This window comes from Planococcus sp. MB-3u-03 (assembly GCF_002833405.1).
Classification (GTDB): Bacteria; Bacillota; Bacilli; order Bacillales_A; family Planococcaceae; genus Planococcus.
This window is the reverse complement of the sequence record NZ_CP025135.1, coordinates 1,898,715-1,924,256: the sequence shown is the minus strand read 5'-3', so window position 1 is coordinate 1,924,256 and position 25,542 is coordinate 1,898,715. Positions and strand designations below refer to the sequence as shown.

The 25,542-nt window shown below is 48.8% G+C and carries 30 protein-coding genes and 2 pseudogenes; 27 read left to right on the top strand and 5 right to left on the bottom strand.

The window, feature by feature from the left end; all coding sequences use genetic code 11:
• Window positions 1-122 precede the first annotated feature (122 nt).
• The 6 genes and pseudogenes from yneA to CW734_RS10955 all read left to right on the top strand — a co-directional run bounded on the left by yneA (window position 123) and on the right by CW734_RS10955 (window position 5,196).
• Complete coding sequence (gene yneA, locus CW734_RS10980; RefSeq protein WP_058380511.1) at window positions 123-440, top strand: cell division suppressor protein YneA; 318 nt, start codon at window positions 123-125, stop codon at window positions 438-440.
• Window positions 437-1,090: a YneB family resolvase-like protein gene (locus tag CW734_RS10975; protein ID WP_101190489.1), complete on the top strand. Its 654-nt coding sequence runs from the start codon at window positions 437-439 to the stop codon at window positions 1,088-1,090. Before yneA ends, CW734_RS10975 begins: the two co-directional genes overlap by 4 nt.
• Window positions 1,091-1,148: 58 nt before the next feature.
• Window positions 1,149-1,382, top strand: coding sequence for a DUF896 domain-containing protein (locus CW734_RS10970; RefSeq protein ID WP_058380513.1), 234 nt, complete (start codon window positions 1,149-1,151; stop codon window positions 1,380-1,382).
• 85 nt (window positions 1,383-1,467) lie between these two features.
• A pseudogene (gene tkt, locus CW734_RS10965) lies at window positions 1,468-3,466 on the top strand (transketolase).
• Between the two features lie 156 nt (window positions 3,467-3,622).
• Window positions 3,623-4,780 (top strand): PstS family phosphate ABC transporter substrate-binding protein, encoded by a 1,158-nt coding sequence (locus CW734_RS10960; RefSeq protein WP_101190488.1) that lies wholly within the window; start codon window positions 3,623-3,625, stop codon window positions 4,778-4,780.
• 146 nt (window positions 4,781-4,926) lie between these two features.
• On the top strand, window positions 4,927-5,196 hold the full coding sequence (locus CW734_RS10955) for a YneF family protein (RefSeq protein ID WP_101190487.1): 270 nt from the start codon (window positions 4,927-4,929) through the stop codon (window positions 5,194-5,196).
• 53 nt (window positions 5,197-5,249) lie between these two features.
• On the opposite strand, the gene CW734_RS10950 is transcribed toward CW734_RS10955, so the two are convergent.
• Window positions 5,250-6,209 carry an alpha/beta hydrolase gene (locus CW734_RS10950; RefSeq protein WP_101190486.1) on the bottom strand — a complete coding sequence of 320 codons (960 nt, stop codon included), beginning with the start codon at window positions 6,207-6,209 and terminating at the stop codon, window positions 5,250-5,252.
• A 12-nt stretch (window positions 6,210-6,221) separates the two neighbouring features.
• Window positions 6,222-7,121, bottom strand: coding sequence for a hydroxymethylglutaryl-CoA lyase (locus CW734_RS10945; RefSeq protein WP_101190485.1), 900 nt, complete (start codon window positions 7,119-7,121; stop codon window positions 6,222-6,224).
• Between the two features lie 74 nt (window positions 7,122-7,195).
• On the opposite strand from CW734_RS10945, the gene CW734_RS10940 reads away from it, so the two are divergent.
• From CW734_RS10940 to CW734_RS20010, 8 genes are all read left to right on the top strand, one after another.
• Window positions 7,196-8,380, top strand: a complete 1,185-nt coding sequence (locus CW734_RS10940) for an acetyl-CoA C-acetyltransferase (RefSeq protein WP_101190484.1) — start codon at window positions 7,196-7,198, stop codon at window positions 8,378-8,380.
• A gap of 12 nt (window positions 8,381-8,392) precedes the next feature.
• A complete protein-coding gene (locus tag CW734_RS10935; protein WP_101190483.1) occupies window positions 8,393-8,602 on the top strand; it encodes a DUF3886 domain-containing protein in 210 nt (69 codons plus the stop codon).
• 415 nt (window positions 8,603-9,017) lie between these two features.
• Window positions 9,018-9,170 (top strand): hypothetical protein, encoded by a 153-nt coding sequence (locus CW734_RS18305; protein ID WP_157824151.1) that lies wholly within the window; start codon window positions 9,018-9,020, stop codon window positions 9,168-9,170.
• A gap of 316 nt (window positions 9,171-9,486) precedes the next feature.
• Window positions 9,487-9,654 (top strand): hypothetical protein, encoded by a 168-nt coding sequence (locus CW734_RS20030; RefSeq protein ID WP_442956948.1) that lies wholly within the window; start codon window positions 9,487-9,489, stop codon window positions 9,652-9,654.
• 71 nt (window positions 9,655-9,725) lie between these two features.
• Window positions 9,726-9,842: an SPFH domain-containing protein gene (locus CW734_RS20025; RefSeq protein ID WP_442956947.1), complete on the top strand. Its 117-nt coding sequence runs from the start codon at window positions 9,726-9,728 to the stop codon at window positions 9,840-9,842.
• Window positions 9,843-9,868: 26 nt separating this feature from the next.
• Window positions 9,869-10,189, top strand: a complete 321-nt coding sequence (locus CW734_RS20020) for a flotillin family protein (RefSeq protein WP_442956946.1) — start codon at window positions 9,869-9,871, stop codon at window positions 10,187-10,189.
• Window positions 10,165-10,416: a hypothetical protein gene (locus tag CW734_RS20015; RefSeq protein ID WP_442956945.1), complete on the top strand. Its 252-nt coding sequence runs from the start codon at window positions 10,165-10,167 to the stop codon at window positions 10,414-10,416. The genes CW734_RS20020 and CW734_RS20015 overlap by 25 nt, the downstream gene beginning before the upstream one ends.
• Window positions 10,385-10,774: a hypothetical protein gene (locus tag CW734_RS20010; RefSeq protein ID WP_442956944.1), complete on the top strand. Its 390-nt coding sequence runs from the start codon at window positions 10,385-10,387 to the stop codon at window positions 10,772-10,774. Before CW734_RS20015 ends, CW734_RS20010 begins: the two co-directional genes overlap by 32 nt.
• Before the next feature lie 66 nt (window positions 10,775-10,840).
• Here CW734_RS20010 and CW734_RS10925 read toward each other — a convergent pair whose 3' ends face one another.
• Both CW734_RS10925 and CW734_RS10920 read right to left on the bottom strand, forming a co-directional pair.
• Window positions 10,841-11,260 carry a hypothetical protein gene (locus CW734_RS10925; protein ID WP_101190482.1) on the bottom strand — a complete coding sequence of 140 codons (420 nt, stop codon included), beginning with the start codon at window positions 11,258-11,260 and terminating at the stop codon, window positions 10,841-10,843.
• Window positions 11,261-11,608: 348 nt separating this feature from the next.
• Window positions 11,609-12,511, bottom strand: a complete 903-nt coding sequence (locus CW734_RS10920) for an aldo/keto reductase (protein ID WP_101190481.1) — start codon at window positions 12,509-12,511, stop codon at window positions 11,609-11,611.
• 80 nt (window positions 12,512-12,591) lie between these two features.
• Here CW734_RS10920 and CW734_RS10915 point away from each other — a divergent pair, with 80 nt between their 5' ends.
• From CW734_RS10915 to CW734_RS10885, 7 genes and pseudogenes are all read left to right on the top strand, one after another.
• Complete coding sequence (locus CW734_RS10915; RefSeq protein WP_101190480.1) at window positions 12,592-13,143, top strand: NUDIX domain-containing protein; 552 nt, start codon at window positions 12,592-12,594, stop codon at window positions 13,141-13,143.
• Between the two features lie 104 nt (window positions 13,144-13,247).
• Window positions 13,248-13,714: pseudogene (fur, locus tag CW734_RS10910) on the top strand (ferric iron uptake transcriptional regulator).
• A 67-nt stretch (window positions 13,715-13,781) separates the two neighbouring features.
• Complete coding sequence (gene xerD / locus CW734_RS10905; RefSeq protein ID WP_101190479.1) at window positions 13,782-14,684, top strand: site-specific tyrosine recombinase XerD; 903 nt, start codon at window positions 13,782-13,784, stop codon at window positions 14,682-14,684.
• A 68-nt stretch (window positions 14,685-14,752) separates the two neighbouring features.
• On the top strand, window positions 14,753-15,937 hold the full coding sequence (gene deoB / locus CW734_RS10900; protein WP_101190478.1) for a phosphopentomutase: 1,185 nt from the start codon (window positions 14,753-14,755) through the stop codon (window positions 15,935-15,937).
• A gap of 17 nt (window positions 15,938-15,954) precedes the next feature.
• A complete protein-coding gene (locus CW734_RS10895) occupies window positions 15,955-17,259 on the top strand; it encodes a pyrimidine-nucleoside phosphorylase (protein WP_101190477.1) in 1,305 nt (434 codons plus the stop codon).
• Window positions 17,260-17,326: 67 nt separating this feature from the next.
• The gene (gene lysA, locus CW734_RS10890) at window positions 17,327-18,649 is read left to right on the top strand and encodes a diaminopimelate decarboxylase (protein ID WP_101190476.1); all 1,323 of its coding nucleotides are present in this window, start codon (window positions 17,327-17,329) and stop codon (window positions 18,647-18,649) included.
• 181 nt (window positions 18,650-18,830) lie between these two features.
• Complete coding sequence (locus CW734_RS10885) at window positions 18,831-19,190, top strand: GNAT family N-acetyltransferase (RefSeq protein WP_058380529.1); 360 nt, start codon at window positions 18,831-18,833, stop codon at window positions 19,188-19,190.
• 3 nt (window positions 19,191-19,193) lie between these two features.
• Here the strand turns inward: CW734_RS10885 and CW734_RS10880 are convergent, their stop codons facing one another.
• Window positions 19,194-19,589 carry a DUF309 domain-containing protein gene (locus CW734_RS10880; protein WP_232787266.1) on the bottom strand — a complete coding sequence of 132 codons (396 nt, stop codon included), beginning with the start codon at window positions 19,587-19,589 and terminating at the stop codon, window positions 19,194-19,196.
• A 165-nt stretch (window positions 19,590-19,754) separates the two neighbouring features.
• On the opposite strand from CW734_RS10880, the gene CW734_RS10875 reads away from it, so the two are divergent.
• The 6 genes from CW734_RS10875 (at window position 19,755) to ccsB (ending at window position 25,474) form a co-directional block, all read left to right on the top strand.
• Window positions 19,755-20,528 carry a segregation/condensation protein A gene (locus CW734_RS10875; protein ID WP_101190475.1) on the top strand — a complete coding sequence of 258 codons (774 nt, stop codon included), beginning with the start codon at window positions 19,755-19,757 and terminating at the stop codon, window positions 20,526-20,528.
• Window positions 20,500-21,090: an SMC-Scp complex subunit ScpB gene (gene scpB, locus CW734_RS10870; protein WP_101190474.1), complete on the top strand. Its 591-nt coding sequence runs from the start codon at window positions 20,500-20,502 to the stop codon at window positions 21,088-21,090. The genes CW734_RS10875 and scpB overlap by 29 nt, the downstream gene beginning before the upstream one ends.
• Window positions 21,091-21,254: 164 nt before the next feature.
• Window positions 21,255-21,986: a pseudouridine synthase gene (locus CW734_RS10865; protein ID WP_101190473.1), complete on the top strand. Its 732-nt coding sequence runs from the start codon at window positions 21,255-21,257 to the stop codon at window positions 21,984-21,986.
• 89 nt (window positions 21,987-22,075) lie between these two features.
• Window positions 22,076-22,627, top strand: coding sequence for a thiol-disulfide oxidoreductase ResA (gene resA, locus CW734_RS10860; protein ID WP_101190472.1), 552 nt, complete (start codon window positions 22,076-22,078; stop codon window positions 22,625-22,627).
• Between the two features lie 13 nt (window positions 22,628-22,640).
• A complete protein-coding gene (locus CW734_RS10855; protein WP_101190471.1) occupies window positions 22,641-24,293 on the top strand; it encodes a cytochrome c biogenesis ResB family protein in 1,653 nt (550 codons plus the stop codon).
• Window positions 24,290-25,474, top strand: coding sequence for a c-type cytochrome biogenesis protein CcsB (ccsB, locus tag CW734_RS10850; protein WP_101190470.1), 1,185 nt, complete (start codon window positions 24,290-24,292; stop codon window positions 25,472-25,474). The genes CW734_RS10855 and ccsB overlap by 4 nt, the downstream gene beginning before the upstream one ends.
• Window positions 25,475-25,542: the final 68 nt, after the last annotated feature.

The window sequence follows — 25,542 nt, the reverse complement described above, 5'->3', positions numbered from 1 at the left end:
GTATAGCAACTCGGGCATTGAAATGCAAACATAGGTTCGAATTTAATCTTGACAAGAAACGTCTGTTCGCTTTATTATGAGAACATACATTCCGAACAAATATTCTAAAGGGGGCGGCTTGAATGACATTCTTTCGACGGAACTCATATTTAGTTTTCTTTTTCTCACTCATAGTAGTGTTTACATTTTACACGGTGATCAGCCATAACGCCGAAAAGCAGCAATTGGGCGAGCTGCAAATTGAAAAAGGTGATACGCTATGGGAGTTAGCTGAATCGTTCAGCGGCGAAACTCCCCATCATGAATGGATAGAAGAGATCATGGAAGTGAATAATTTGAAGACGACGAAAATCGTGGCAGGGCAATCATTGAAGATTCCAGCAGAACAGTTGAACTTCACGCCGGATGAAACTAAATATTATGCAGGTGATGCAGAATGAAGAAAAAAGCTCTAGTTTACTGCCGTGTCAGTACCACTAAAGACGAGCAGGAAACTTCACTCGAACGGCAGGAAGAAGAATTGCTGTCGTTTGCATTCGAGCAAGGCTATCTGGTGGAAGATGTTTATAGTGACCAGCACAGTGGCTATGAAATGGATCGTGAAGGGCTTCTCGAAATGCTCAACCAAGTTAAAAGCGAAAAGGTCGATGCCGTCTTCATCCAGGATGAGACGCGTCTTGGCAGGGGGCACGCACGCATCGCTTTGCTGCATGTCATGAAAAAACATGAGGTGGATGTTTATACGCTGTCCGACCATGGCCCGATCGCTTTGAACGATATGGATGACATGGTCCTTGAAATCTTGGCCATCGTGGAAGAATACCAGCGCAAAATCCACAACGCCAAGATCAAACGGGGCATGAAGCGTGCGGTGGAGAACGGCTATAAACCGGAACGCAATTTAAAAGGAAAAGGCAATCCGGACGGACGTGAGCGGCTGGATCTTCCGGTAGACCAGATCGTCAGCTTAAAAGCGAGCGGCTTGACCTTCCATGAAATCGCCGTCACACTGCAAGGCTTCGGCTACCAGGCAAGCAAAGCGACGGTACACCGCCGTTTCCGCGAGTACCAGCAAATGAAAGAAAGCTGAAATCTTGCACTGTCCCGCCTTTTTTTGTACCATGGAGCAGTAGAAAGGGGGACTTTACATGCTATCTCCAGATAAGATTGGACGCATCAATGAACTGTCCAAAAAGTCCAAGCGCGATGGGCTGTCGCAAGAAGAAGCAAAAGAACAATCGGCACTGCGCCAGGAATACTTGCAAAGTTTCCGAAAGTCGATGCGTGGGACGATTGAAAATGTCACCGTCATCGATCCGGAAGGAAAAGACGTAACGCCAGACAAAATTAAAAATAAACGGGAGAATAAGTATTTGAATTAATACTTATTCTCTTTTTCGTTGTATTCTTCCCTAGAGTTGACTAAACTAGAATAGGATTAAATTTAGTTTCAGAGAGGATGTCACTATGTCAAACCATGCAGATCAACTTGCAGTAAATACCATTCGAACACTTTCCATCGATGCTATTGAAAAAGCCAATTCCGGACACCCGGGACTTCCAATGGGCGCCGCTCCAATGGCGTATACACTCTGGACAAAACATATGAACCATAACCCGAACAACCCAGACTGGTTCAACCGCGACCGTTTCGTCCTGTCAGCAGGACACGGCTCCATGCTTCTTTACAGCTTGCTTCATTTAAGCGGATACGGATTGCCGATGGAGGAAATCAAAAACTTCCGCCAATGGGATTCGAAGACGCCAGGACATCCTGAATACAAGCATACAGTCGGTGTCGAAGCGACAACAGGACCGCTTGGCCAAGGGATCGGCATGGCAGTCGGCATGGCAATGGCAGAACGCCATTTAGCAGCTACATACAATAAAGATGGCCTCGACATCATCGACCACCACACGTTCGCTCTTTGTGGAGACGGGGATTTGATGGAAGGGGTTGCCGGAGAAGCGATTTCGCTTGCAGGGCACCTCAAACTGGATAAATTGGTCGTTTTGTATGACAGCAACGACATTTCACTCGACGGCGATTTGTCGATGAGTTTCTCAGAGAACATCCAGAAGCGTTTCGAGTCATACGGCTGGAACTATCTGCGTGTGGATAACGGCAACGATATGGACGATTTGTCTGCAAAAATCGCTGAAGCGAAAAAATCTACTGACAAACCGACATTGGTGGAAGTCAAGACCGTCATCGGCTATGGTTCCCCGAACAAATCCGGTAAAGCGGATTCGCACGGTGCACCACTTGGCGAAGACGAAATGAAATTGACGAAAGAATATTATAAATGGACGTTCGATCAAGATTTCCATGTTCCGGAAGAAGTTTACGAAACCTTCAAAGAAGCGACAGAATCACTAGGAGCTAAAGCGGAAACAGCTTGGAACGAATTGTACAAGCAGTACGAAGAGCAGCATCCTGAACTTGCTTCCCAGCTGCAAGCAGCGATCCGCGGTGACTTGCCGGCTGATTTCGACTCACAGTTCCCACAATACGAAGTCGGCAAAAAACAAGCGACGCGTGCATCATCCGGTGATATGGTCAATGCCATCGCTAAGACGGTTCCTTCGTTCTTCGGCGGCAGCGCTGACCTTGCTGGTTCGAACAAAACCAATATCAAAGACGGCGGCGACTTCGGTGCTGAGCATCCAGAAGCCCGCAATATCTGGTTCGGTGTTCGTGAATTCGCGATGGGCGCTGCACTTAACGGCATGGCGCTTCACGGCGGCTTGCATGTCTTCGGCGGTACGTTCTTCGTGTTCAGTGACTACGTCCGCCCAGCGATCCGCCTAGGCGCTTTAATGGGTCTTCCGGTTACCTACGTGTTCACGCATGATAGCGTAGCGGTCGGAGAAGACGGCCCGACACATGAACCAATCGAACAGCTTGCATCACTTCGTGCAATGCCAAACTTGGGCATTATCCGCCCAGCCGATGCGAACGAAACAAAAGCAGCATGGCGATTGGCGCTCACGTCTAAAGACAAGCCGACCTTGCTCGTATTGTCCCGCCAAAACTTGCCGGTTCTCGAAACGACTGGTGAAAAAGCAGAAGAAGGCGTCGAAAAAGGCGCTTACGTCGTGTCTCCAGCTGATGACGCACAAGCATTGCTTCTAGCGACTGGATCTGAAGTTAGCCTGGCAATTGATGCACAGAAGCAATTGAAAGAACAAGGCATCTCGGTGTCTGTTGTGTCGATGCCATCATGGGATCGTTTCGAACAGCAGGATAAAGTACAAAGAATCCGTCTTGCCGAAAAACATCACAAAACGCCTCGCCATCGAAATGGGCTCCTCATTCGGTTGGGACCGCTACACTGGATTTGAAGGCGATATCCTCGCGATCGATCACTTCGGTGCAAGTGCCCCTGGTGAGAAAATCATGGAAGAATTCGGTTTCACGCCTGAAAATGTTGCATCCAAAGTGAAACAATTGATCAACGGGTGAATTCCGGTTTAGTTCTCGGTTTTTGAAAGTAAAATTAAAGTCTTAATATAAGGAAAAGTCGTCAGAAAATAATTCTGGCGGCTTTTTCTTGTATATTTTTTTCGGTTCGATCTTTTTGGGGCCCATCCGGTTATAATCGTTTTAAGAGGTGGGATTATGAAGAAATTATGGAGTTTAATACCAGCGTTTGCTATTTTCATCGCTTTAAGCATCGTCGGTTTTTTTGGAGGCATTGTGCTACTGCTATCGGGGGAAAGGGCATGGCTGCCGTTGTTTTTCTTTGTTCTGCTGTTTTTGTTTTTCATTTTTTTACTATCCAAGCGAATTGGCGACGCAAAAAGGTGGAAACAGACAGCGGTAGTGTTCGTTGTTCTTGCCATCATGCTCGCCGTTTGGCCGCTTTACCAAGCTTATTTGGATTCCATCCCTGGCGTTTCGGCTGAAGTGGACATCTATTCATATATACCGTTTCAAGAAGACTCCAAGTTGAATGTGTTGGAGGAGGAGCCCGAACTCCAGTTTGAAGGGGATTTGCCAAGGCTTGACGGAGCGACCGCGCTTTACCCAATATATGCAGCCGCTGCAGAAATGATGTATCCAGAAGATTGGTATGAACCATCAGCTAGTGAAGTGATGGTCAATACCACGCCTTTTGCTTATTCCAATTTGTTCGAAGGAGAGGTGGATGCAATTTTTGCCGCAGCGCCATCACAGGGGCAGTTGAAAACAGCAGATGCCAAGGGGCTCGAGCTTACACTGACGCCGATCGGGAAAGAGGCGTTCGTCTTTTTCGTCCATACAGACAACCCGGTCGAGTCATTGAGTTCTGAAGATCTTCGCATGATCTATAGCGGCGAAATCACCGATTGGTCTTCAGTTGGTGGAGATGCTGAAGAGATCAGGGCTTTCCAGCGCCCTGAAGACAGCGGCAGCCAAACAACGCTGCTTCAGTTCATGGGCGAGGTGCCGGTGATGGAGGCTCCCCTTGAAAACATAGAAGAAGGCATGGGCGGCATCATCGATCAGGTGGCAGAATATAAAAATCACAAAAATGCGCTCGGTTTTACATTCCGTTTCTACGGGGAGGAAATGGCCGGCAATAAAGTGATTCGATACTTGGCTATCGATGGCATTGTGCCGTCAGTTAACGCCATTCGAAATGATGAATATCCACTAACTTCGGAGTTTTATATCGTCACCACGCAGCATAGCAGCCCGGAAGCTTTGAAACTGGCAGAATGGTTCACTTCCAGTCAAGGGCAGCGCTTGGTCGAAAAAGCGGGATACGTGCCCTTGAATTCGTCCCGCGAGTGACCGTGCCGCGGCTGCTCAGTGTATGTGGGGACGCAGTCTTTGTTTCTCCGCAATTTTAATGCCGTTCATATAGTCACGTCCTGAAATTTATAGTATAATCCTTTTTGGTGCATGATTTAATTGGCAACACGAAGGAGGTAATTTGTATGGATACATGGATCTGGATTGTTATCGTAATTGTGGCTTTACTCGCAGGTGTTGCACTTGGATTCTTTATCGCTCGCCGATACATGATGAAATATTTGCAGGACAACCCACCGATCAACGAAGAGATGCTGCGGATTATGATGATGCAAATGGGTCAAAAACCATCTCAAAAGAAAATCAACCAAATGATGGCTCAAATGAACAAAGCCTCGACAAAACCGGGCAAAAATAAACGCTTATGCAATTATTCGCCCATAGGTGATGAATAAGAAGAACCACCGTTCGTTTCTGAACGGTGGTTCTTTTATGCATTCATTTTAGCTCAGCTGGAAATCTGTGAAACATCAGCAGCAGGTTTAGGTATTAATAAATCATAGGCCATCAGGAACTCTGCAACCGTCCCTTCGTATTCGTCCGGATTTTTATTGAATGATTGGGCATGTTCGCCTTGTTCGAATAGTTTGAGCTGTTTGGCGCCTTGTTTCAATTCAAATAATTCTTTCGTCATTTTCGGCAAGACGAACTCATCAGGCAGGCTATGGATGAACAACACAGGCTTTGCAATCTTTTTCACGACTTCCCGGGGCGATACGGTGGTAATGGAATAGCCGTCGCGCAGTTTCAGGAATACATTGGCAAGGCGAAGCGCCAAAGAAGTGCGCATCGGCGTCGTCGTGCGCATGACGTGCAGAATCTGTTCGCTGATATCGGAATAGGCACAGTCGGAGATGTAAAAATCTGCCGAGTCCTCCATTCCGGCATATAATAGCGTCGTCGCGGCACCCATCGATTCCCCGTGGATGCCGAAGAACAAAGATGGCCCGACATGGAGTTTCAAGGCCTTTACAACTGCTTGCAGATCCAGCTTCTCATAATGCCCGAAGCTCGTCGTCTTGCCCCCGGATTCGCCGTGTCGGCGGTGGTCATAGACGACAGAGTTGAATCCGAGGCGTTCAAACATGCGCGCATATTTAAACGAGTTCACTTTGCTTTCGGTGACACCATGGCAAATGATGACGTATCGGTTTGTGGTGTGCGGCTCCAGGAAAATCGCTTTGATCGGATAGCCGTTAGCGGATTCGATCCATTGTTCGCTTTTCTTGGCATTGGCATACCAAGCTTCATCATAGCGTTTGGCGTTCGTTTCCCGTTCCAAAATCAAGGATGCGTCTTTATTCTTTACATACATCAGACGGTTGCTTGCGGCAAAACCCAATGCGGCAAAAGAAGCAGTCAATGTGCTCGATACGATGGCAGAAGTCAACAATAGTCGCTTTTTCACGGCGCACACACCTCATTTTCTGTTTTTGTATAACGTATACATGCCTGTTTGCAGCGGATTCGATACATGCGGTTCAATGAGCGAGATCGCTTCGTAAAGTTTCTCGAGATCGACTCCGGTGTCGACGCCCATGCGGTGGAACATATGGATCAAATCTTCGGTCGCGACATTGCCGGTAGCACCCGGTGCAAATGGGCAGCCGCCGAGTCCGCCAGCGGAAGCGTCGAACCGGTCGATTCCGGCAACAAGTGCTGCATAGGCATTGGCGAGCGCCATACGTCTCGTGTCGTGGAAGTGCGCTGCAATCAGGACATCCGGAAATTGCTCTTTCAATCGGCTGAACAACTCATGGCTTTCTTGAGGATTCGCCAAACCGATCGTATCAGCGACGCTCAATTCATCGACTCCCCAATCGACGAATTGGCGGCATAAATCGATCGTTCGATGCGGATCGACTGCTCCTTCAAACGGACAATAGAACGCTGTTGAAATGCAGGCGCGGACGAAGATGCCGTCCTGTTTGACCTTTTCGATCAATGGCTTCAATGTTTCCATGGACTGGGCTGTCGTCTTGTTGATATTTTTTTCATTGAATGAATTGGAAACGCCCACGAAGACGGCGATTGAATCTGCACCGGCATCCAAGGCGGATGTGATGCCGCGTTCATTTGGCGTCAGCACCAGCTGGCGGCCGGTCTTTTTTGCACCGGCAACGATATCCCGTGCATCGGCCATTTGCGGCACCCATTTTGGTGACACGAACGAAGTCAGCTCCATTTCCTTTAATCCTGCTTCCTGCAAGACCTTGATAAAATCCAGTTTGTCTTCGGTGTTGACGGTCCTGGCTTCATTTTGCAGGCCATCGCGCGGCCCAACCTCGATAATCGTAGCTGTTTTTGGTAAACTAAACATACTATCCCCCCTTAGCTTTATTGTAGCGATAGGGGGGATAAAAGAGCAAGAAGCAGACAAGGGGGACAAAAGAAATGTCACAAGAAATCGTAATTGCAAGCGCTGTCAGAACCGCAGTCGGTTCGTTCCAGGGGGCGCTGAAAGATGTGCCGGCGACAGATCTCGGAGCCATCGTCATCAAGGAAGCTTTATTGCGCGCAGGGGTAGCGGGCGACCAAGTATCGGAAGTCATCATGGGCAATGTTCTGCAAGCAGGGCTCGGGCAAAACCCGGCGCGCCAGGCTTCCATCAAAGCAGGGCTTCCGGAGACGGTGCCAGCGATGACCATCAATAAAGTATGCGGATCCGGCTTGAAATCGATCCATTTGGCTTACCAGGCGATTTTTGCGGGTGATGCCGATATCGTCGTGGCAGGCGGCATGGAGAATATGAGCCGTGCCCCGTATCTATTAGAAGGCGCAAGAGACGGTTACCGCATGGGCGACCAGAAAGTGGTCGACAGCATGGTCCATGACGGCTTGACGTGTGCATTCAACGATTACCATATGGGTGTGACAGCCGAAAACCTGTGCGACCGCTATGAGATTTCACGCGAAGAACAAGATCGCTTTGCAGCCCGTTCACAAGCCCGGGCATCAGCGGCAATCGAAGGCGGGCGTTTTGACGAAGAAATCGTGCCGGTAGAAATCCCTCAGCGCAAAGGGGATCCGGTCGTCTTTACTACGGATGAATACGTGAAAGCTTCTTCAACCGAGGAGAAACTCGCGAAACTGCGCCCGGCGTTCAAGAAAGACGGCTCAGTCACAGCTGGCAACGCATCCGGCATTAACGATGGCGCGGCAGCAGTGATCGTCATGAAGAAAGAAAAAGCCGACGAACTGGGCATCACACCGCTTGCAGTCATTGCTGCGAATGGCAACGCAGGCGTCGATCCTGCTGTCATGGGCATCGGCCCTGTACAAGCGGTAAAAAACGCGTTGAAGAAAGCCAATATGACGCTTGGCGATATCGATTTGATCGAAGCGAACGAAGCGTTTGCGGCACAATCGATAGCGGTCGACCGTGAATTGAAGTTTGACCATGAAAAATTGAATGTCAACGGAGGCGCCATTGCAATCGGCCACCCGATTGGTGCGAGCGGTACACGGATTTTCGTGACGCTTCTGCACGAGATGAAAAAGCGCGACGCCAAGACAGGCCTTGCGACGCTTTGCATCGGCGGCGGACAAGGCGTTGCAACGATCGTAAAACGTCCATAAGGAGAGAATAGGATGGCGAAAGATAAAATCAATGATAACGGCCTTTTTTCGGAAGACCAGCTATTGAAGCTGAAAGCCACGAAAAAAGAGTTAGTGAAAGACCAGCAGAAACTTGAGGAAGAAAAAGAAGCACAGCGCCAGTTTGAACGCAAAGAGCGCGAGAAGAACCTGTCGTTTGCCGAATTGCTCGAGCGCCATGGAGATTCAGGAACTAAATATTAACGGTGAAACCCCCTGTCATAATTGATGACAGGGGTTCTTCGTTCAACTTAACCATCTGAACAGAAAGGTGATTAAATACAAGGGGCCTACAATAACCACCCCAGCAGCAAAATAAGAAAACCCCATACAATCCACTTCAAGACATCATAAATTGCGCCAGCCAGATCGTCGATGAGTTTCATGGCCTGTCCACCCCATTCCTGAGAGAATATCCTTCCTTTGCAATGTAATTATTATTTTATTTTATTAAAAAGCTGGTTATCGGTTTATTTAACCGTAATTAGTTAATGATTTCAAAATATTTTATATTCCATTTACCGTCAATTGATATAATGAAAGGAGTGCAAGTTACTATCATGATCATTCAACGCAGGCTTGAAAATTAAAAGGGGAAAATCGATCGCAGGAGGAACAGATGATGAGGGATGAAGAGATGCCGCCAAGCCCGGGGCTGGAGAAAGACCAGGAACAAATGGAACCAAGGCTGATCCAGCCGCATGCAAAACCATGGATCCATTTCGGTTATTTTGTGTTTGTGTTGATGGTATTATCCGTTGTTTTTCATTGATTAAAGTAATGGCAGATTAGTTTGTAAAAAGAATGGCTATTCTTTCCTTTTTGAAACATCTTACTGATTCGACCGTACATAATAGGGCAGGAAAAATCAGCTTATTGAAAAGGATGGGATAAGATGGAGTCAATCGGAATTATTTCAATTTTAATTGTGATTCTCATTTTGGCGGCAGTTGCGGGCGCCGGTTATTTTTTTTGATGAAGATCCGCTACCGCACAGCCAAATCGAACGAAGCCTTGATTATTACAGGACCGAAACTGGGGATCCGCAAAAGACACGAACATCTTTTACGGACGATGAAGGGCGATCCATGAAGATCATCCGCGGCGGTGGTTATTTGCTGCGCCGCTTCCAGACTTCAACGCCGGTCAATTTGACCTCGTTCCAGTTGAAGTTATCGACGCCACGCGTTTACACGAATGCGGGTGTGCCGATCGTGGCAGATGCTGTAGCGATGGTGAAAGTCGCAGATACCTGAATGGCATCGCTAATTATGCCGAACAATTCCTTGGGAAAAAGCAAGAGGAAATTGAAGTTGAGATCATCGAAGTGCTCGGCAGTAATTTGCGGGCCATCTTGTCGAAGATGACGGTTGAAGACATCAATAGCGACCGGGAGAAATTCAATACCGATGTCCAGGAAATCGCGCAAAACAGCTTGATTTGATGGGCTTTTAAAATCACTTCACTCGATTGACGGATCTGCGCGATGCTGATGAAGACAATGGCTATCTCGAGAACCTCGGGCGGCCGCGCATCGCCGAAGTCCGCAAACAAGCGGAAATCGCGGAAGCCAACACGGAGCGGGAAACACGCATTCACCGTGCGCAGACCGATCAGGAAGCGAAAGAAGAAGAGTACAAACGCCAAATTTCCATTGCTGAATCCCGTAAATCAAAAGATTTGAAAGATGCGGCATTCAAGGAAGAAACCGAACGCGCTCGTGCCAAGTCCGAGCAGTCGTATGAACTCGAAAAGCGAAACTCGCAATGGAAATCCAGGAAGAAGAGTTGAACATGCAGTTCATGGAGCGCGAACGTGCAGTGCGCCTTGAAGAAGAAGAAAGCAAGGTCCGCAAAACGAAAGCGGATGCCAGCTATTACGAAACGACGCGTACGGCAGAAGCGGAAGCGAGACGTTCTGTCATTGACGGGGAAGCGAAAGCGAAGATCAAACGCGATGAAGGTGCTGCTGAAGCGGAAGTCATCCGTGAACGCGGTAAAGCAGAAGCGAATCCGTAAACCATTGGCGGAAGCGATGGAAGAACATGGCGATGTCATCATTGCGGAGAAACTGATCGATATGTTGCCGGTATTCGCCGAAAAAGTGGCACAGCCGCTCAATAATATCGATTCCGTGAAAATCATCGATTCCGGAAACGGCCAAGGCGTTCCATCGTTCGGCAGAAGCGTAACGCGCACGATGGTGGACATGCAGGAGCCGTTGAAAGAAATGACGGGCATTGATATTGCTGACATGCTGAAGACCTACACATCGAGAAATACACAGGCCATCCAACCGGTCAACCAACCAGTCAATGACCAGCCCGATGACCAGCCTGTAGATGAAGCAGCCAAAGAAGATCCTGAACAGATTTAAAGTAAACTAAACGCAAAAAGACGGAGAACAGTTTATGTTCTCCGTCTTTTTTATATGGCAAATGTTCTAGACAGTCATGATGTCCTTGAACATCTGCTTTAAGCTCTTGGCTACGTCGTTCAGGTGAAATTCCCTCCGTGCCTCAGCTTGCTGCTGCTCAATGAACGTTTCAGAAGTACGCTTTCTGGAAAAAGGCGTCAAGGTATGAAGCTCTTTTGGCTGGGTTTCAGCGAGTAAGCGCAGGGAGGCAAAGACCGGCTCAGAGAGTTCGAAACGCTGGTAGCCATTAGTCATATGGATGATTTTCTCCGGGGCGTCTGCAAGCAGCCAGTGGTCTTCTGCTTCCCAAGCCAGCTTATGATTTTTAAACTCCTGTCCAAGGGATCTTGTTACTGATTCAACAACGAGGTATGAATGCATGGAAATGGCATCCCCGTCTGCTGACTGATAAGATTTTTTGGATTGGGTCAAATAAAAATTCATCAATTTGCACGCCCCCGATTTCTTGATAGTAAGGTTTGAAAATTTCAGTCGTAATCAGTATATTCACTTCTAGGTATTCTTTCAAACCTGCAAAAGTCCTTTTCGATAAATAAAATCGCCTGGGTACAAAATCGGTATTTCTCGAAAAAGCCCTTAAGAAATATAAGCAAATCCGCTAAGCATAAGGGGTCATCCAAAATGACATAGCGATCGGATCTGCCTGTATAAGCATTGCCTATCAAAAAGGGTACAAACGTCCTTAATGGAACTAAATCGGTTTTTAGAGAATAGCGCAAGGGCCAAAAAAGCGCCCTGCAGCAAGCGGGACGCTGTCCATATAAAAGTGGGAGTTCAATCGCGATGTTGTTCGTAGCGGTCCAGCCGCGTGGCTTTCTTGGCCTCTTCAATCTGCTGTGCGCTGACAGGCTGTTTGTATGCCTGCAAAGTTTCACGTAATTGTTCAGGGCTGCTCGCTCCGGTGACGGCAGCAGAGACCGTGCTATCCGACAGCACCGAATGCAGGGCAAGTGCATGGACATTGTCATGGATAGCGGACAGCTTTTTCAAAGTGGCTTGCAGTTGATCTGGCCCATACTGCAAGTAGTCGCCCATCTTTTCTGCTCGGGTCAATCCTTCAGCCGTCAGCAGGCCTTTTGCCAAACTGCCGCGTGCCACTACAGAGCGGCCGGCTTGACCGATCTCCGGCAGGAATTCTTCTGGGCGCCGGTCAAGGAGGCTGTATTGCATCATGATGGAAGCAATCTCACTATCAGTCAAAAAACGCTGAATGACATTCGGGCGGATGGAAGAAATTCCGTAAGCGCGGATCAAGCCTTCTTTTTTCAATTCCTCGAAGGCTTCGATCGTTTCTTCCGAGTTATCGGAAATCATCCCGCCGTGAAGCTGGTACAAATCCAAGTAATCGGTTTTGAGGCGGCGCAGCGAGTTATGGATTTGTTCTTTGATATAAGGTTTTGTCGGGTTCCATTGGACTTCATCCGACTCCTCGGACCATTCGTTGCCCACTTTGCTGGCAAGTATGATGTCTTTGCGCCGATTGCCAAGTGCACCGCCGACGATTTCCTCGTTCTTTCCTTTTCCGTAAAAATCGGCGGTGTCAAAATAAGTGACGCCATTGTCCATCGCTTCGTCGATAATGGCTCCTGCCCGCTTAGGGTCTTCCGGTAGTGACATGCAGCCTAGTGCGATTTCACTGACCTTGAAGCCGCTGGTTCCCAGTGTATTGTATTTCATCTTTTCACCCCATTGTAAAAATTTGTTTCCTCTATGGTATACTTTGCGGTATTGAAACTACAAATGAAATGAGGCCCAGCATGAAGAAATTTGAAGAAAAAACAATTCATAGTGAACGATTATACGAAGGCAAGGTCATCAATTTGAAAGTCGACGATGTGACGCTGCCGAATGGCAAACAGTCAAAGCGCGAATTGATTGAACACCCAGGAGCGGTAGCAGTCATCGCATTGACGAGTGAAAAGAAAATCATCATGGTCGAACAATACCGCAAAGCGCTCGAACGCTCACTCGTCGAAATTCCGGCCGGAAAACTGGAACCCGGGGAAGCGCCGGAGTACACGGCAATGCGTGAACTGGAAGAAGAGACAGGCTATTCAGCGGATAAGCTCGAAAAAGTGATAAGCTTCTCGACGTCACCCGGATTTGCCGATGAAGTGGTGCATGTTTTCTTTGCGAGCGGCTTGCACCATGCGGAGAATGGCGCAGTGACGGATGACGACGAATTCGTGGAATTATTGGAAGTGACGGTAGAGGAAGCGCAAAGCTTGATCGATAATGAGCGGATTTACGATGCGAAAACCGCTTACGCAGTGCAATGGGTTAAAAACTACTTATCAGATAAGAATTAATCCAAATACTAGTTAAGAATGATTCTAAATAATAAACGGCATGGATTGTTGTAATCGAGAACGCCCTTTTGATATAATGAATACAGTTTGAGGGAGGGCGTCGCATGGAAACAAGGATAGATCGTATAAAAAAGCAATTACACGCTGCGAGTTATAAGCTGACGCCACAGCGTGAAGCAACGGTACGAATTTTATTGGATCATGAAGAAGACCATCTAAGTGCTGAGGATGTCTATCTTTTGGTCAAGGACATCGCACCGGAAATCGGCTTGCTACGGTATACCGTACATTGGAACTTCTGACCGAATTGAAAATTGTCGATAAAATAAACTTTGGGGATGGCGTTTCCCGTTATGATTTGCGTCAGGAAGGCGCAGCACACTTCCATCATCACCTGGTTTGCTTAGAGTGCGGGGCAGTAGATGAAATACAGGAAGATTTGCTTGAAGATGTCGAAGCAGTCGTGGAAAAGCGTTGGAACTTCCAGATCAAAGACCACCGTCTGACTTTTCATGGCATTTGTTGGCGCTGCCATGATTCGGGTGCTGATAAGCCGGAAAAAGACGCTTAAAAGGCGGCCTGTCGTAGGCCGTCTTTTTTTTATCTTCATTAAAACAGCGCAAAAAGGAGGAATCCCGATGAAAGATGCGAAAGATGCACTGGATGATTATTTGCATTTTCTCCGAGTGGAAAGACAGCTGGCTGATAACACGCTGACTTCATATGAACGCGATTTGAAAGGCTACATACAATATATGAGTGAAGTCGAACAATTGGAGCGGCTTGGGAAAATTGAGCGTGTCCATATTTTGAATCACCTGCGCCATCTGCAGGAAATGGCGAAAACTTCGCGTACAGTGGCAAGGCATATTTCTTCGATCCGCAGTTTCCACCAATTCTTGATCCGGGAAAAGCGCAGCGATTCGGACCCAACCGTTCACTTGGAAATGCCTCAAATGGATAAGAAGCTTCCGAACATCCTATCTATAGAAGAAATCGATGCTTTATTGAATTCCCCGGATACGTCAAAAGCCAGCGGGCTGCGCGACCGGGCCATGCTGGAATTGCTTTATGCGAGCGGCATGCGTGTCAGTGAATGCATCAACTTGGATATGGAAGATGTTCATTTGACGATGGGGTTCGTGCGCTGCACAGGAAAAGGCGGCAAGGAACGGATCATCCCGCTTGGCAGGGCAGCACTTGAGGCGAACCGCCAATACATCGAATCGGGACGCCTGACCTTAAGAAATCCGTCTGAGAAAACCGATGCTTTGTTCATTAACCAAAGAGGGAAACGCTTGACGCGGCAAGGGTTCTGGAAATTGCTGAAGCAGCATGCCCAGAAAGCGGGCATCCAGAAAGAATTGACCCCGCATACATTGCGCCATTCATTCGCCACTCATTTGATCGAAAATGGGGCAGACCTGCGTGCTGTACAGGAAATGCTTGGGCACGCCGATATTTCAACGACTCAAATCTATACCCATGTCAGCAAGACGCGTTTGAAAGACGTGTACTCGCAATTTCATCCTCGCGCATAAGAGAGGTCTGACTTCCGACATGGGCTAATCATATGATAGAATAAAAGGGCAAATAAGGAGGAACTTACATGACAATGAAACCGTTTACTCGCATACATTTAATCGTGCTCGATTCTGTCGGCATCGGCGAAGCGCCGGATGCTGAAGCTTTCGGGGACAAGGGAGCGGATACGCTCGGCCATATCGCGCAATCCGTCGGCGGACTCTCGATGCCGAATATGGAGAAGTTGGGACTAGCCAATATCGTCCCGGTCAAAGGGCTTGAAGCGCAAGATGCGCCAGCTGCCCATTTCGGACGTCTCGAGGAGGCTTCTGTCGGAAAAGATACAATGACAGGGCACTGGGAAATCATGGGACTCAATATCGATACACCGTTTAAAGTCTATCCAGAAGGATTTCCGAAAGAATTAATCGACAAACTTGAACAGGCGACAGGACACAAAGTCATCGGCAATAAACCGGCAAGCGGCACTGAAATCCTTGACGAACTCGGCAAAGAACATATGGAGACTGGTGCATTGATCGTCTATACGTCTGCTGATCCGGTTCTGCAAATTGCCGCACACGAAGAAGTGATCCCACTGGATGAGCTGTACCGGATTTGTGAAACGGCCCGTGAATTGACCTTGGACCCAGAATTCTTGGTTGGACGTGTCATCGCGCGCCCATTCCTTGGCGAACCTGGAGCATTTAAACGCACATCTAACCGCCACGATTATGCCTTGACGCCTTTTGACCGCACTGTCATGAATGAACTGCAGGATGCCGGAAAAGACGTCATCGCTATCGGCAAGATCAACGATATCTATAATGGCGCGGGCGTGACAGAAGCTGTGAGAACAACGGATAACGCAGACGGCATGGATAAGCTTGTCCAAGTCGTCGGCAAGGACTTCAACGGCTTGAGCTTTTTGAACCTCGTGGATTTTGATGCGCTCTTCGGACATCGCAGAGACCCGGAAGGTTATGCAAAAGCGCTCGAAGCATTCGATCAACGCCTGCCGGAAGTGCTGGAAGGCTTGAAGGAAGACGATCTGCTGCTCATTACAGCAGACCATGGAAACGACCCGACTTTCCCGGGAACCGACCATACGCGCGAATATGTGCCGCTTCTCGCATTCTCTCCTCGTTTCAACGGCGGGTCTGACCTTGGAACAGGGTCGACATTTGCGGATATCGGTGCGACGATTGCCGAGAATTTCGCTGGTGAATTGCCGAAATTTGGCACAAGCTTTCTATCGAAACTAAACTGAAAAGGCGGTAATGTTCAATGAGAATGGTGGACTTGATTGAAAAGAAACGGGACGGCCATGAGCTGTCCACAGAAGAAATCCGTTTTATCGTCTCTGGCTATACGAATGGCGAAATTGCCGATTATCAAATGAGCTCATTTTTGATGGCTGTGTTTTTCCAGGATATGAGTGAACGTGAGCGGGCAGATTTGACAATGGCGATGGCTGAGTCGGGCGACCAGATCGATTTGTCAGCCATTGAGGGCATCAAAGTGGATAAGCACTCAACTGGCGGCGTCGGCGATACGACGACGCTAGTCCTTGGGCCGCTTGTTGCAGCGTGCGGTGTGCCGGTTGCGAAAATGAGCGGACGCGGACTCGGACACACCGGAGGAACAATCGACAAACTCGAAGCGATCGACGGTTTCCACGTCGAGCTGTCGACAGAAGATTTTATCCGCCAAGTGAACGAACACAAATTGGCGGTCATCGGCCAAAGCGGCAATTTGACGCCTGCCGATAAAAAAATGTACTCTTTGCGTGACGTAACAGCAACCGTCAACAGCATCCCGCTGATCGCAAGTTCGATCATGAGCAAAAAAATCGCAGCCGGCGCTGATGCCATCGTCCTTGACGTGAAAACAGGCGAAGGCGCGTTCATGAAAACCGAAGAAGATGCCAAAAAACTGGCGCATGCCATGGTTGGCATCGGCAATGCGACAGGGCGCAAAACGATGGCCATCATTTCGGATATGAGCCAGCCGCTCGGATTTGCGATCGGCAATGCGCTGGAAGTGAAAGAAGCGATTGAAACCCTGCAAGGTAAAGGTCCAGAAGATCTGACGGAACTGTGCCTAGTGCTCGGCAGCCAAATGGTCGTCGTCGGCGGCAAAGCAGACACATTGGAAGAGGCGCGTGCCATGCTAGAAGACGTCATCAAAGACGGCTCAGCATTAGAGGCGTTCCGCCAATTGATCGAAGACCAGGGCGGCAACCCCGCTGTAGTGGATGATCACAGCCTATTGCCGCAAGCGAAATTCGTCACCGAGCTGCCGGCAAAGCAGGACGGCTACATTTCCTTTATGGAAGCGGATGAAATCGGGACAGCGGCCATGGTGCTAGGCGCTGGCCGCGCGACGAAGGATTCAGTCATCGATTTGTCGGTCGGTTTGGTGCTGCACAAGAAAGTCGGCGATTTCGTCAAAAAAGGCGAAGCTTTGGCCACAATTTATTCCAATACACAGGACCTCGCGGAATGCCAGGAAATGTTATACAATAGTATCGAGTATTCAAACGAGCCGGTTGAAGCGATTCAACTCGTCTCTGCTTTGATCACTGATTAAACGAATCTTGCTGGGTTTAGGCTCAGCAAGATTTTTACTATACATAGCCCATTCAGGAGGAGTCGACATGCATCTATACGGGACACAATCAATTAACGAAAAAGGCCATTTGACGATCGGGGGAGTGGACGCGGTAGACCTTGCAGCACAATACGGCACGCCGCTTTTCGTCTATGATATCGCGTTATTCCGCGAACGCGCACAAGCGTTCCAGAAAACATTCGAAAACGAAAAGGTCGGCTATCAAGTCGCTTATGCCAGCAAAGCATTCTCCGGAATCGCCATCTATCAAGTCGCAGCACAAGAAGGGCTGTCGCTCGATGTCGTGTCGGGCGGTGAACTCTACACGGCGATCCAAAGCGGATTCCCGAAAGAGAAGATCCATTTTCATGGCAATAACAAGAGCCATGCGGAAATCGATATGGCTTTTGATGAAGAAATCGGCTGTATCGTCGTCGATAATTTCCATGAAATCGAGCTGCTGAAAAAAACAGCGGAGCGGCGCCAGCAGAAGATGAACATCTTGCTTCGTGTCACGCCGGGCATTGAAGCCCATACCCATGACTACATCACGACCGGCCAGGAAGACTCGAAATTCGGGTTTGATTTGAACAACGGCCAGGCAGACCGTGCTTTCAAGGAAACCTATGCACATGAACATCTCGAGTTGATCGGCCTCCACTGCCATATCGGGTCACAGATTTTCGAAACCGCGGCATTCCAGATGGCTTCTGAAAAATTGCTATTGAAAATGGCGGGCTGGAAACAAGACCATTCCTATACATGCAGCGTGTTGAATCTAGGCGGCGGCTTCGGCATCCGCTATACGGAAGAAGATGCTCCGCTTGAGCCTGCCGTGTATGTGAAAGACATGATCCGCACGGTCAAAACCGCATCCAAAGGGGCCGGGTTCCCAGTGCCGGAAATTTGGATCGAGCCGGGCCGTTCATTGATCGGCGACGCTGGCACGACGCTCTATACAATCGGATCGACAAAAGATGTGCCCGACACACGCCGCTATGCAGCGGTCGACGGCGGCATGTCCGACAATATCCGCCCTGCTCTGTACGGTGCGAAATACAGTTCCTTGCTTGCCAATCGTGCTCAAGAACAGGCGGGACAAGTTTATACGATTGCCGGGAAATGCTGTGAATCCGGAGACAAGCTCATTGAAGAAGCGCAGTTGCCGGAAGTTTCAGCTGGTGACATTCTGGCTGTTTTCTGTACCGGTGCATATGGCTATTCCATGGCGAGCAATTACAACCGGATCACCCGCCCGGCAGTCGTTTTTGTAGAGGAAGGGAAGCACCAGCTCGTCATCCGGCGGGAGAGCTTTGAAGACTTGATCAAGAATGAAGTGGGTTATGTGCAAGAGGGGGCTAAGCGTTGAGAAAGCAGAACATCATGCTGTTCCTATTCGTCCTGTTGATGGCATTCGCCTGGGGCATCGCCTACTGGCTGTTCTTTGCAGACAATGTCACAGGCGGCTGATCCTGCGTAAACTTGAGTTATTGGGGAGTTTATAGTAGTATGGGTAAAGCTGCTTTTAAGATGAAAATGAGGGATCAATTATGTTATACAGATACAAAAAATCATTTGAAAAGATCGCCATGGGCTTATTGTCTTTCATGCCCAAAGAGCGCGAACTGAAAAAGCTGCAGCAGACGATGCACATCTACGAAGAAAACCCGGAATGGCAATTGTTCCTATGGAAAAAAGAGGACGATTTTGTCGGGTTGTTAGGTGTGGAAGTCGCAGATGATCATTACACCATCCATCATGTGTCGGTGAATCCATCCCATCGGGGCGACGGGATCGGCCATCAGATGATCGATAAGATTCAAGACATGATGCAGCACCGGGAAATGCGGGCTACAGACGAAACCGAAGCTTTCCTGAATAAATGCCCAGTAAAAAAAGGCGGCCTTTAATTCTTAAAGGTTCCGCCTTTTTTTCTGTTGCCGGAGCGCAATGATTTCCGTCCGGTCACGCAATCGGTGCTTGTGCATCAAATAATATTCATCATGCGCAGGGGCTAAGTATTGCTGCTTCCGTTCTTCGATCGCTTGAACCAGCTCGCCTGGCAAAAGCGGCAGGTCGCGGTGCTCGAATGGCTCGCGGTCAGTGACTCCTTGTATCGATTCAGTTAGAAGCATCGTCAGTTGCTGCTGGTCGAAGCCTTCGGTCCAAATGCTTGCTTCAGCGAGTTTCGGTTTTGCCCGTATGAGCGAACGGAGCGCGCCGGGATAATTGCTGCGGCGCCAATGGTACATGCCGACCGCCAATTGGATCCACCCGGTCAATGGATGCGTCTTGTCTTTCGGGGCGATTTGTTTCCAATACTCTTCCCCGACTTCATGGCATTCGAAATAATCTTTTCATCATTGAAGTGGATGATGTACTGAAGGAATAAGGGATGGTTAAGCGGATGCATTTCAATCTCCTTTCTTTATAATCAAGTATAGTAGGAATATGAACAGTCAGGTGGTAGTCACATGTCTTATGAAGTGAAAGTGGACGCCTTTGAAGGCCCGCTTGATTTATTATTGCATTTAATTCATCGTTTGGAAATCGATATTTACGATATACCCGTTTCTCAAATCACTACACAGTATATGGAGCATATCCGCGCAATGCAAGTGCTCGAACTCAATGAAGCGAGCGAATACTTGGTGATGGCGGCGACTTTGCTGGCGATTAAGAGCAAGACGCTGCTGCCGGTGCATGAAGGGGAAATCGATGAAGTCGATTATGAATTTGATGAAGAAGACCCCCGCGACGAATTGGTGTCGCGGCTGATCGAATACAAGAAATACAAAGAAGCGGCCGGCGAACTGAAGAAGCTGGAAAATGAACGGGCAGTGCTTTATTCGAAAGCGCCTGCTGATTTATCGGAACTCCAGCAGCAGCCCGACGCCATGGATTATGATGCCAATGCCTATGATATGCTTGGGGCATTCCAGAAGATGCTGCGCCGAAAGCAATTGAGGGCGCCGCTTTCGACACGTGTCGCACGCCAGGAAGTATCCATTAAAGAACAGATGGGCTCAATGGTCGAACGGCTGAAATCATTCAAAGGGCGGGCTAATTTTTCCGAACTTTTCCCCTCTGATGACCAGGCGGTGCTCGTCGTTTCGTTTTTGTCCTTGCTTGAATTGATGAAGCGGCAAGTGATTGCGGTCGAACAGCAAAAGAATTTCACCGAATTGTCGGTGGAACTAAGAAAGGAAACGTGGCAAGATGAAGAAGAACCTTTTGGCCCAAATTGAAGCATTGCTTTTTGTCACAGGAGACGATGGCTTGAGTTTCAGCCAATTGCAGTTTTTGACGGAAGCCGATGCAGAACAAGTGGAGCAGGCGCTCACGGAGCTGAAGAGCCGCTATGACGGAGAAGGTTTCGGGGTGACGCTGAAAGAACTGGCGGGCGTTTATCAATTGGTGACCAAGCCGGAAATGGCGGAAACCATCCAGAAGCTGGTTGAGAACCCGACTCCCCAATCACTGTCGCAGGCTTCGCTTGAAGTGCTTGCGATCGTGGCGTACAAACAGCCGATCACCAGAGTCGAGCTGGAGGATTTGCGCGGCGTGAAGAGCGAAAAAGCACTGGCGACTCTCGCAGCCAAGGGCTTGATCCAGGAATGCGGGCGCGCTGAAGGGACGGGCCGTGCCATTTTGTATGGCACGACCGGCGAATTCCTCAATTATTTCGGTTTGAAGAACTTGGAGGAATTGCCTCCGCTGCCTGAAGAGATGGCACAGGAACCGGAAGAAGACACCGATCTCTTCATGACGAAATTTCAAGAAGCATTCAAAGAAGAAGTAAATGCATAGGAGCTTACTGGGAAGACTGGGACGCATTAACAGTCTTCTTTTCTTTTGAGCGATGCGCTTTCTCTTTGACCGGAATTATGCCATAATTCCGGTTAGAAAGACCGCGAAGAACGAGAATCGGCCGCCTATGCAGCCGGTATTTAATTAGATGGGGTGAACAGGAAATGGAAAGATTACAGAAAGTAATGGCGCATGCAGGAATTGCATCTAGGCGCAAAGCAGAACAAATGATTTTGGATGGCAAAGTGAAAGTCAACGGGAAAACGGTCAAGGAATTGGGTGTCAAAGTGACACCATCCGATAAAATCGAAGTGGAAGGCGTTCAAATGGAAAAAGAACGCAAAGTATACTTTTTGCTATACAAGCCGCGCGGCGTCATTTCAGCAGTGTCTGATGACAAGAATCGCAAAGTCGTGACGGATTTCTTCCCGAATGTCGAAGAACGCATTTATCCTGTCGGACGCCTCGATTACGATACTTCAGGATTATTGCTTTTGACGAACGATGGTGAATTCGCCAATAGCCTGACACATCCGAAATTCGAGATCGACAAGACCTATGTCGCGCGCTTAAAAGGCATTCCAAACAAGGAAGATCTCCAGAAACTCGAACGCGGCATCAAATTGGAAGACGGCATGACCGCGCCGGCAAAAGTGAAATTATTGTCAGCCGACACGAAAGCGGCAAAAGCGATTGTCCAGATTACAATCCACGAAGGACGCAACCGCCAAGTCCGCCGCATGTTCGAAGCGATCGGCTTCCCGGTGCAGAAGTTAAGCCGCGAGCAATTCGCCTTTTTGACATTGCATAGCTTGAACGCTGGGGAATCGCGAGAGCTCAGCCCCCACGAAGTGAAGCAATTGCGCGTGCTTGCGGATACCGGCAAACGCCGCTAACGTTCACAAACCCTTCAAAACTGTGGGCAGGCGCCCATTAAAACTTTGCTATAATTGATGTGCATCCAATCCTTCGAAGGAGGATCTTTATGAGTACGGAGAAAAAAAGAAACAAAAAGAAAAACCGGACGATCATGCGCTCCGTTATTTTGCTGCTATTGGTCGCGGCCATTGGTTATACGATCTACAATAGTGTGACGGCTGACGAAGTGGAAGTGCTGAAAGTGGGAGATCCGGCACCGGATTTTACGCTGACGGATCTCGACGGTGAAACCCATAAGCTGTCCGATTATAAAGGGCAGGGCGTGTTCCTGAACTTCTGGGGCACATGGTGTGAACCGTGCATCAAGGAAATGCCCGCGATGGCCAACCAGTACGAAGTATATGAAGATCAAGGCGTCCAGATCCTTGCGGTGAACATTGCGCAATCGAATTTTGAAGTAGAGACGTTCGCCCGTCAATACGGACTCAATTTCCCGATTGTCATCGACCGCGATAAAAGCGTCATGACTGCATATAATATCCGCCCGCTTCCAACGACCATGCTGGTGAATCCGCAAGGCGAAATCCAGCGCATCGTAACCGGTGAAATGACAGAGCAGGATATCGCAGGTTTTATGGAAGAAATCAAACCTGAATAAGGAGATTTTTGGGATGGACAAATTGATTTGCAAATGCGGCCATGAAAACCCGCCAGGTACGGTTCTCTGTGAATCGTGCGGCCGGCCGCTCAATGAACAAGAACAAAACAAGCAATTGGCGGATATGCGCTTTGAAGGAACGGCAAGGCGTTCACAGACGTATAATAAGTCGATCATCGACAAAATTTGGAATTTCTTTTCCAGCGTTAAAGTAGGCGTCGGAATCATCATCGTTTTACTGGTTGCAGCCGCCCTCGGCACGATCCTGCCGCAGAAACAATACGTCCCGGCTGCGACAGATGCAGATATCGAAGCTTATTACACCGATATCTATGGAAGTGTCGGGACCGTTTACCATGCGCTTGGCTTTCATGATATGTACAATTCCTTCTGGTTTATCGGGCTGGTGGGCATGCTCGCGATCTCGCTGATCATTGCGAGCCTCGACCGTTTTGTACCGCTCTATAGATCCTTGAAAAACCAGCGCGTGTTGCGCCATTCCAGCTTTATGCGCAAACAGCGCATCTTGGCGGAAGGGCCAGGTGAAGCGGATACGCTGAAAAAAGCCGAAGAGAAATTGACCGATTTGAAATATAAGGTGTCGACCGATAAAAATGGCTTGCTTGCTGAAAAAGGCCGTTTTTCGCGGTGGGGCCCTTATGTTAACCACATCGGATTGATCATCTTCCTGTTCGGGGTCATGCTGCGCATGATGCCCGGTTTCTATGTAGACGAAACGCTGTGGATCCGTGAAGGCGAAACGCGTGCGATCCCGGATGCGCCAGGTTACGTCCTAGAAAGCAAAGGCTTCACTTTGGAGACTTATACAGGTGAAGGTGAAGAAGAGAAATTCGGTGAAGCGATCGACCGCGTCGGAACGGTAGCGAAAAATTACCAAACGGATGTCGTTCTCTACAAAATTCCGGAAGGCGCATTGCCTGGCGATACAGCCGATATGGAAATGGTGGAAGAACACGCCATCCGCGTCAACCAACCGTTCAAATTCGATGGCTACGCCTTGTATCAGATGGATTTCCAACAGGATGAGCTGAAAACGATGAGCTTCGCGCTTGAGAACAAAGAAACAGGCGAAAGCCGGGGGGATTTGACCATCGATTTGGTGAATCCGGAAACCAATTATGAGCTCGAAGACGGCTCTGTTGTGGAGCTGCTCGGCTATTATCCTGACTTCTCCGGTTTTGAAAACGGTGAACCGCAAACAGCGACACCGCTGCCGAAAAACCCGGGATTCCTCGTGAAAATGACGACTCCCGATACGCCGGACGGTGAAACAAGTTTCATCACCATCCAGAACACGGTTGAGCCATTAGGCGATAACGACTATAAACTGGCCTTCCAGGGAGTCGAGACGCGAGATGCATCCGGCTTGACTGTGCGCAAAGACCGCACCTTGCCAATTCTTGGGCTCGGCGGTTTGATCTTCATGATCGGCGTGGCGCAAGGGATGTACTTCAATCACCGCCGTTTCTGGATCCAGCAGCAAGCGGATGGCAGCATTTTGCTTGCGGGCCATACGAATAAAAACTGGTTCGGTCTGAAAAAGGATCTGGACCAGGTGACTGAACACGCTTCTCTTCCGGCATATCGCGACCAACAGGAAGACATGGAAGCACAGGAGAAAAGGGAAGGTGAACAATTGACATGACATTAGTCGACATCAGTTCCAATTTATTATACGTAGCCTTTATCGCCTACCTGATTGCAACATTCGTATTCGGGGGCGCTGTAAAAGGCAATAAAGAAGGCACTTACAGATCTGAACAGCGTTGGGGCAAAGTTGCCATCACTATTACGGTCATCGGCTTCGTTGCGCAATTAGGGTATTTTATTACACGGTGGATGGTCACAGGACACGCACCGATCAGTAATATGTTCGAATTCACGACCGCATTTGGCATGACGCTTGTCGGCGGATTCATCATTATCTACGCGTTGTACAAAACCGCTGTGCTCGGGATGATCGTCTTGCCGATCGCTTTATTGATCATCGCTTATGCAAGCATGTTCCCAAGTGAAGTGAGCCCGTTGATTCCGGCCCTTCAAACGAACTGGCTGGCGATCCATGTCATCACGGTCGTCATCGCGGAAGGAATTCTTGCGATCAGTGCGGCGGCCGGCTTGATTTATTTGCTCAAAGTCGTCGACCAAAAGAAAAAGTCCAAGCAGCGCTTTTGGCTTGAAGCCATCATGTATTCGCTGGTCTTGGTTCTTGGCTTTGTCGTGACCAGCACATTCTTCACCTTGACGAATTATGAAGCGGATTTCGCTTATGTCAATAAAGACGGCCAGCCGTCGGAAATCACTTACAATATGCCGGCAATTTTCGGGATGAACGAATTTGAGTCAATGACAGACGGGGCATTTACGCCGCTGGTGGAAATGCCGCCGATCGTCCACGCCGGAAAACTGACGACCGTGTTTTGGTCCGTCATGGTCGGGACGGTGCTGTACGCATTGATCCGTCTCATCTTCCGTAAACGAATTTCCGAAATGCTGCAGCCGTTCACGAAAAACGTCAATCTGCAGCTGATGGATGAGATCAATTACCGTTCGATCATCATCGGCTTCCCAATCTTTTCACTCGGGGCATTGATCTTCGCCATGATCTGGGCGCAAATCGCCTGGTCGCGCTTCTGGGGCTGGGACCCGAAAGAAGTTTGGGCGCTCGTTACATTCTTGTTCTACGCAGCGTATTTGCACTTGCGGCTTGGCAGAGGCTGGGCAGGCGAAAAGTCTGCTTGGCTCGCGGTAATCGGTTTTGTCATCATCATGTTCAACTTGGTGGCAGTCAACTTGATTATTGCCGGACTGCATTCATACGCCTGACGATAAAAGCCTTTTCCTTCTATAGGAAAAGGCTTTTCGTTTATTTTTGGAACCCTTATCGGTACAAT

What these genes read in the sequence shown, in the direction of transcription:
- yneA (WP_058380511.1), top strand. Translation starts at nt 123, where the DNA reads ATGACATTCTTTCGACGGAACTCATATTTAGTTTTCTTTTTCTCACTC.
- CW734_RS10975 (WP_101190489.1), top strand. Translation starts at nt 437, where the DNA reads ATGAAGAAAAAAGCTCTAGTTTACTGCCGTGTCAGTACCACTAAAGAC.
- CW734_RS10970 (WP_058380513.1), top strand. Translation starts at nt 1,149, where the DNA reads ATGCTATCTCCAGATAAGATTGGACGCATCAATGAACTGTCCAAAAAG.
- CW734_RS10960 (WP_101190488.1), top strand. Translation starts at nt 3,623, where the DNA reads ATGAAGAAATTATGGAGTTTAATACCAGCGTTTGCTATTTTCATCGCT.
- CW734_RS10955 (WP_101190487.1), top strand. Translation starts at nt 4,927, where the DNA reads ATGGATACATGGATCTGGATTGTTATCGTAATTGTGGCTTTACTCGCA.
- CW734_RS10945 (WP_101190485.1), bottom strand. Translation starts at nt 7,121, where the DNA reads ATGTTTAGTTTACCAAAAACAGCTACGATTATCGAGGTTGGGCCGCGC.
- CW734_RS10940 (WP_101190484.1), top strand. Translation starts at nt 7,196, where the DNA reads ATGTCACAAGAAATCGTAATTGCAAGCGCTGTCAGAACCGCAGTCGGT.
- CW734_RS10935 (WP_101190483.1), top strand. Translation starts at nt 8,393, where the DNA reads ATGGCGAAAGATAAAATCAATGATAACGGCCTTTTTTCGGAAGACCAG.
- CW734_RS18305 (WP_157824151.1), top strand. Translation starts at nt 9,018, where the DNA reads ATGATGAGGGATGAAGAGATGCCGCCAAGCCCGGGGCTGGAGAAAGAC.
- CW734_RS20030 (WP_442956948.1), top strand. Translation starts at nt 9,487, where the DNA reads ATGAAGATCATCCGCGGCGGTGGTTATTTGCTGCGCCGCTTCCAGACT.
- CW734_RS20015 (WP_442956945.1), top strand. Translation starts at nt 10,165, where the DNA reads ATGGAAATCCAGGAAGAAGAGTTGAACATGCAGTTCATGGAGCGCGAA.
- CW734_RS10920 (WP_101190481.1), bottom strand. Translation starts at nt 12,511, where the DNA reads ATGAAATACAATACACTGGGAACCAGCGGCTTCAAGGTCAGTGAAATC.
- CW734_RS10915 (WP_101190480.1), top strand. Translation starts at nt 12,592, where the DNA reads ATGAAGAAATTTGAAGAAAAAACAATTCATAGTGAACGATTATACGAA.
- xerD (WP_101190479.1), top strand. Translation starts at nt 13,782, where the DNA reads ATGAAAGATGCGAAAGATGCACTGGATGATTATTTGCATTTTCTCCGA.
- deoB (WP_101190478.1), top strand. Translation starts at nt 14,753, where the DNA reads ATGACAATGAAACCGTTTACTCGCATACATTTAATCGTGCTCGATTCT.
- CW734_RS10895 (WP_101190477.1), top strand. Translation starts at nt 15,955, where the DNA reads ATGAGAATGGTGGACTTGATTGAAAAGAAACGGGACGGCCATGAGCTG.
- lysA (WP_101190476.1), top strand. Translation starts at nt 17,327, where the DNA reads ATGCATCTATACGGGACACAATCAATTAACGAAAAAGGCCATTTGACG.
- CW734_RS10885 (WP_058380529.1), top strand. Translation starts at nt 18,831, where the DNA reads ATGTTATACAGATACAAAAAATCATTTGAAAAGATCGCCATGGGCTTA.
- CW734_RS10875 (WP_101190475.1), top strand. Translation starts at nt 19,755, where the DNA reads ATGTCTTATGAAGTGAAAGTGGACGCCTTTGAAGGCCCGCTTGATTTA.
- scpB (WP_101190474.1), top strand. Translation starts at nt 20,500, where the DNA reads ATGAAGAAGAACCTTTTGGCCCAAATTGAAGCATTGCTTTTTGTCACA.
- CW734_RS10865 (WP_101190473.1), top strand. Translation starts at nt 21,255, where the DNA reads ATGGAAAGATTACAGAAAGTAATGGCGCATGCAGGAATTGCATCTAGG.
- resA (WP_101190472.1), top strand. Translation starts at nt 22,076, where the DNA reads ATGAGTACGGAGAAAAAAAGAAACAAAAAGAAAAACCGGACGATCATG.
- CW734_RS10855 (WP_101190471.1), top strand. Translation starts at nt 22,641, where the DNA reads ATGGACAAATTGATTTGCAAATGCGGCCATGAAAACCCGCCAGGTACG.
- ccsB (WP_101190470.1), top strand. Translation starts at nt 24,290, where the DNA reads ATGACATTAGTCGACATCAGTTCCAATTTATTATACGTAGCCTTTATC.